Genomic DNA, 5011 nt, shown 5'->3' with positions numbered 1-5011 from the left:
ACGCTCGTGTACACGGGCGAGGACTTTCCCTTTGGCCCCTTCGGGGCGGCGGACGACGGCTTCGCCGCCGATGCGGTTGCCGCCGGGCTCGGGATCCGCACGGGCATCACCGAGCTGACGAACTTTCACCTGAGCGAGGTCCCCGCCTACGCGGGGCGCATCGAGACGAACGGGCACCTCAGGATCGACGACGAGGCCCCGGTACACGCGGGGAACCGGGTCGTCGCCGCGGAGAACGAGTGCTTCACCGACTGCGGCTACGCCACCGATGACCCGGAACTGGCGGTCACGCTCGCCAACCTCAAGGCCCTGCAGCTCCGGGTGAACTGGCTGTACGCGGTGCCGCGGGACTCGCGGTTTGCGGAGCTGCCGGAGCAGTGGGACTGGGTGCGGCTGTCCCTCGGGCAGACCGCGGCGACAAGCCAGGACGCCTGGGCGGCGCTGCGGGAGGCCGAGGACACGGCCTGGGCCGACGAACCCGCGTGGGACGGGGTGGCCGGGACGCGCTTCGCGGAGCCGGGTGCCTGGCCGGGACGGCCCGTGGTGCGGAACCTGGAGCGCTTCCTCACCCAGGTCGATCGCCCGGGCGCGGTCGCCCACCGGAGCGAGGCCGCCGTGAGCGAGGGCCTACTGGCCCCGGAGAACGGCGTAGCCGCCGAGGGCCTGCGCACGGACCGCGCTGGCGGGGACGAGGCCCTGCTCTTCGTGCTCGACCCCCGCTTTACCGCCGCCGCTGCGTCCGCCGGGGATCGGCTGGCGGTCGAGGTGACCCTCCTGGATGACGCCTCGGATCCGGTGCGGGTGCGCGGCGCTGACGCGGGCGGCGCCGTGACGGCGCAGGGCGAGGCCGCCCCAATCCCGGGGACGGGTGATGGGCGTTGGCGAACGGCGACCGTGGTGCTCCCGGGCGCGGTGCCCGCGGAACTGCGCCTGGAGCGCACGGGCGACGCCGATCTGACGGTCCGCTTCGTCCGGGTCATTCGGGTGCCGGACGAGGGCTGAGCGCGGCGGGCACCCGGCTCGCCAGGCGATCGCGGCTCACGATGGAGTCGGTGCGCACGATCCTGCTTAGCGATGGTCGGCGGCCAATGCGCCGCCGCCGGGGTCGCGCACGGGCAAAGCCCATCGGATCCGCAGGGCACGCCCAGGCTTCCTCTTTAGCCTTGCCCCATGAGTACGCAGCTGCAGGCCGAGATCGAACTCGGGCAACGCCCCGACCGACCCCTCCGCCGGTGGCTTCGACGCATCCGGGCGGCGATCGGCGCGCGCCCCATGCTGCTCCTCGCCTACCGCATCGGGCTGGCCGCGCTCGGGGGGCTCATCATCGTGATCGGGCTGATCATGGTGCCGCTGCCGGGCCCCGGGTGGTTGGTCGTCTTCCTTGGCCTGGCCGTGCTCGGCACCGAATTCTCGTGGGCAAACCGGCTCGCGGCCGTGGTGAAGCGCGCACTGGCCCGGTTCTGGGCCCTGTGGCAGGCCGCCCGCGCCCGCCGTGCGGCCCGTCGCGACGCCGCTTCGGCCCCCGCCCAGCGAGCAGATCGGGGCCGTGCGACGCCCGCCCGCCGCGAACTCGCGACGAGCGGGCGCGCCACCGCACCCGTCGCGTGACCGCGCGGGCATCGGCCGGGGGCTAGTCCTCCTCGACAGCCCGGGAGACCGCGAGGGCGACCTGCTGTGCGACCCGGGGGTCGAGCGGGGAGGGCACCACGAACGTCGCGGCGAGTTCCTCGGGGCTGACGAGCTCGGCGATCGCGGTCGCCGCCGCGATCTTCATGGCCGGGGTGATTCGGCGCGCGCCCGCGTCGAGCGCGCCGCGGAAGATCCCGGGGAAGGCGAGGACGTTGTTGATCTGGTTCGGGAAATCGGAGCGGCCGGTCGCGATGACCTCCGCGTACCGCGCGGCGTCCTCGGGGGAGACCTCGGGCGTCGGGTTCGAGAGGGCGAACACGATCGCGCGCTCGTTCATGCCGGCCAGGTGTTCGGCCGGGACGCGAGCGGAGGACACCCCGACGAAGACATCGGCCCCGCGGAGGGCGTCCTCGACCCCGCCGATGCGCGCCTCGCGGTTCGTCCGTTCCGCGTAGTCGCGCTTGACGCCCGTGAGGCCCTCGCGCTCGCGGGAAATGATGCCCTGGGAATCAACCAGGATCACGTCCCCAGCGCCCGCCCCGAGCAGGATCTCGGTGACGGCGATACCGGCGGCCCCGGCCCCGGAGACGACCACGCGGGTGTCCGCGATGTCGCGCTCGGTCAGAGTGAGCGCGTTCATGAGCGCCGCGAGCACCACGACCGCGGTGCCGTGTTGGTCGTCGTGCATGACGGGGCAGTCGAGCGCCTCGATGAGGCGGCGCTCCAGCTCGAAGCAGCGCGGCGCGGACACGTCCTCGAGGTTCACGGCGCCGAAGCTCGGGCGGAGCCGGACGAGGGTTTCGACGATCTCGTCGACGTCGGTCGTCTCGAGCACCAGGGGGATGGAGTTGAGGCCGCCGAACTGGCGGAACAGGGCGCTCTTGCCCTCCATGACCGGCAGGGAGGCAGCGGCGCCAATGTCACCGAGTCCGAGGACCGCGGTGCCGTCGGAGACGACGGCCACGAGCCGCGAGGCCCAGGTGTGGCTCGCGGCGAGCTCGGGCTGGGCGTTGATCGCCCGTGACACCTCGGCGACGCCGGGGGTGTAGGCGATGGACATGTCGCGCTTCGAGGCGAGGGGGATCGTGCACTCGACGCTGAGCTTGCCGCCCAGGTGGGAGTCGAAGATCTCCTGCGAGCTGATCTGCTCGATGACGGATGCGGTGTTCGTGGTGCTCTGGCGGGGGTTGGGGGCGTTCATACGCTTCTCCTGATGGCGGGACACGGGCAGCCGTGTCTGGTCTGCTGTGGGTCGGAGCCGCGGGTGCGCTTCGGAGCTCGCATCAACGGTGTGACGTCTCTCGCGCGAGCGTGATTCTGCGTGTGGGGTCCCGGATGGGGGGCCGAATGACACTCATCATATGTGCCCAGAAACCAAGGGAGCCGAGTCTTATGGCCGAAAAGAACGCGCGGCTCTGCCGAATCAGCAAAAAGTCGCGTTTTTGCCGATCCGTCGGTGGGCGCTCCGCTCCGGGCCGGAGCGCCCACCGGCCGGGGACGGCTCGGCTACTTCACCAGGGGGATATTGACGGGGAACCGATACGTCTGCCCCTGGCGCATCGCCTCCGGACCCTTGACCGCGGCGATGAGGTGAATGATGAACAGGGCGAGCGAGACGGCCCAGAACAGGAGCGGGCCGAGGAACGGGATCAGGAGGAAAATCGAGGTGACCAACGCCACGATCACCCGGAGCAGCGAAAAGTTGAGGTTCGCGGTGTGGTGGCGATCTGCCAGGGGGTTCTTGCCGCGCTCGACGACAAAGAAGATGAGCGCGGGGATCCAGCTGAAGAACGCGGACAGCCAGTAGTTGATCTGTACGGCGCTGAGGGCGGCGGCCTGTGCGTTCGCGTCCTGCCCGGAGCCGGGGGCCTGCTGCGCTCCCGGGGCGTACGAGTAGCCGGGCGCTTGCGAATAGCCGGGCGCTTGCGGGGAGCCGGGCGCGTGCGGGTACGCGCTGGCCTCCGGGAAACCAGGCGTGGGCGATGCGCCGGGTGCCTGACCGGTGCTCGGCGGCGGCGAAAACGCGGGGATGTCCGTGGCCTCCGGGGCCGCGAAAGCATCCGGGGCCGCGAAAGCATCCGGGACCGCTGAAGCACCTGGGACCGCTGAAGCACCCGGAACCGCTGACACACCCGGAACCGCCGAGGGATCGGGCACGCCTCCGCTGTCGGGCTGCGCCGGAAACTCGGGATGCGCCGGGGACTCGGGGAGCGCCGGGGACTCCGGCAGCGTCGGGGACTCTGGGAGCGACGGGGCGTCCGGGAGCGGCGGGGACTCGGGGTGCGACGGGGCAGCCGGCGGCTCGGGGTCGTTCGCGGCCGCCGAGAGATCCGCGGCCGCCGCGGTCTTCGGGGCGTCGGGCCCCCCGTGCGCCCAGGGCGGCGTCTCCGCGCCCGGCACGGGCTCGGGCAGGGAGGAACCGGGCAGCGCGGGCTCGGGCAGCGCCGACTCGGGCAGTTCCGGGGCCGGCGGAGGCGTGGGCGGCTGAGGCGTGCCCGGGGGCATCGGCGGCTGCGGTTCGCCCGGGACTGTCGGATCGCTCACCTCATTCGGCGGGCCGGGCACCTCCGGTGCGCCGGGCGCTTCGGGCACGGCGGGCTCGCTCTGCGGCTGGTTCTCGTTGGGAAACGGTGGCACATCGGTCACGGTGACTCCTCACGCTCAGGTGGCAGGAAAAACGCTACCGCACCCGACCCCGAGGGGCGCGAAACTCCCAGGAACGCCCGGGGCCGCAGGCGGGCTCGCGGAGCCTAGAAGAGGTCCGGGCTGGGCGTGGCCGAGTGCAGGATGCGCACGTCCGCGTGCCGGTCGAAGCGGTAGCCGATCCCCCGAACCGTGCGGATGATGTCCTGGTAGTGGGCGAGCTTCACGCGCAGTCGACGGACGTGGACGTCGATCGTGCGCTCGCTCGGCACTTCCTCCTCGGCGGCGTCCTGCCACAGGGTCGTGATGATCTCCTGGCGGTCCACGGTCCGGCCCTCGCGAAGCACGAAGTACTGCAGGAGCTCGAACTCGCGGTAGGTGAGGGTCACGGGGTGGTTGTCGAGCAGGAGGCGCTTCCGGGACAGGTCGACCACGACGCCCGAGCGGGCGAGGTCCTGCTCCTCCTCGTCGGGGGTGGGCGCCTGCTGCTCGCGCAGCTTGGCCTGCGCGGCGGGGTCGCCGAGGGCGAGCCGCACCACGTCAACGTTTCGGCCGCCCGCGCCCTCGGGGGCGAGCGCCACGGACGCGTAGGTTTCCGCCGTCGGCGCGAGCTGACCGACGAGCGCCTTGATCTGGGAGACGATGTGCGCGAGCGCGGGGTTGCTCGCGTCCTCCTCGGTCAGGCCGACGTAGAGGGCGAAGCCGCGTACCTCGCTGCCCTGGGGGAGGCCGCCGCGCT

General features: G+C 72.2%; 5 protein-coding genes. 2 read left to right on the top strand and 3 right to left on the bottom strand.

Annotation, left to right across the window (positions count from 1 at the left end):
- On the top strand, positions 1-1002 hold a 1002-nt coding region (locus OOT08_RS08660), incomplete at its 5' end, for a hypothetical protein (protein WP_325092232.1).
- Positions 1003-1170: 168 nt separating this feature from the next.
- Entirely contained in the window at positions 1171-1608 is a 438-nt protein-coding gene (locus OOT08_RS08655) for a PGPGW domain-containing protein (RefSeq protein WP_325092231.1), read from the top strand.
- 22 nt (positions 1609-1630) lie between these two features.
- On the opposite strand, the gene OOT08_RS08650 is transcribed toward OOT08_RS08655, so the two are convergent.
- From OOT08_RS08650 to OOT08_RS08640, 3 genes are all read right to left on the bottom strand, one after another.
- Positions 1631-2830, bottom strand: a complete 1200-nt coding sequence (locus OOT08_RS08650; protein ID WP_325092230.1) for an NAD(P)-dependent malic enzyme — start codon at positions 2828-2830, stop codon at positions 1631-1633.
- 305 nt (positions 2831-3135) lie between these two features.
- Positions 3136-4275, bottom strand: coding sequence for a DUF4870 domain-containing protein (locus tag OOT08_RS08645; protein ID WP_325092229.1), 1140 nt, complete (start codon positions 4273-4275; stop codon positions 3136-3138).
- Between the two features lie 104 nt (positions 4276-4379).
- Positions 4380-5011 (bottom strand): winged helix-turn-helix domain-containing protein (locus tag OOT08_RS08640; protein WP_325092228.1); only part of this gene is annotated, 632 nt, incomplete at its 5' end.

This window comes from Leucobacter sp. M11 (assembly GCF_035726885.1).
Lineage (GTDB): Bacteria > Actinomycetota > Actinomycetes > Actinomycetales > Microbacteriaceae > JAPFRB01.
This window is presented reverse-complemented; position numbering and strand designations above follow the sequence as displayed.

Coding starts and splice junctions, on each gene's coding strand:
- OOT08_RS08655 (WP_325092231.1), top strand. CDS start 1,171: ATGAGTACGCAGCTGCAGGCCGAGATCGAACTCGGGCAACGCCCCGAC.
- OOT08_RS08650 (WP_325092230.1), bottom strand. CDS start 2,830: ATGAACGCCCCCAACCCCCGCCAGAGCACCACGAACACCGCATCCGTC.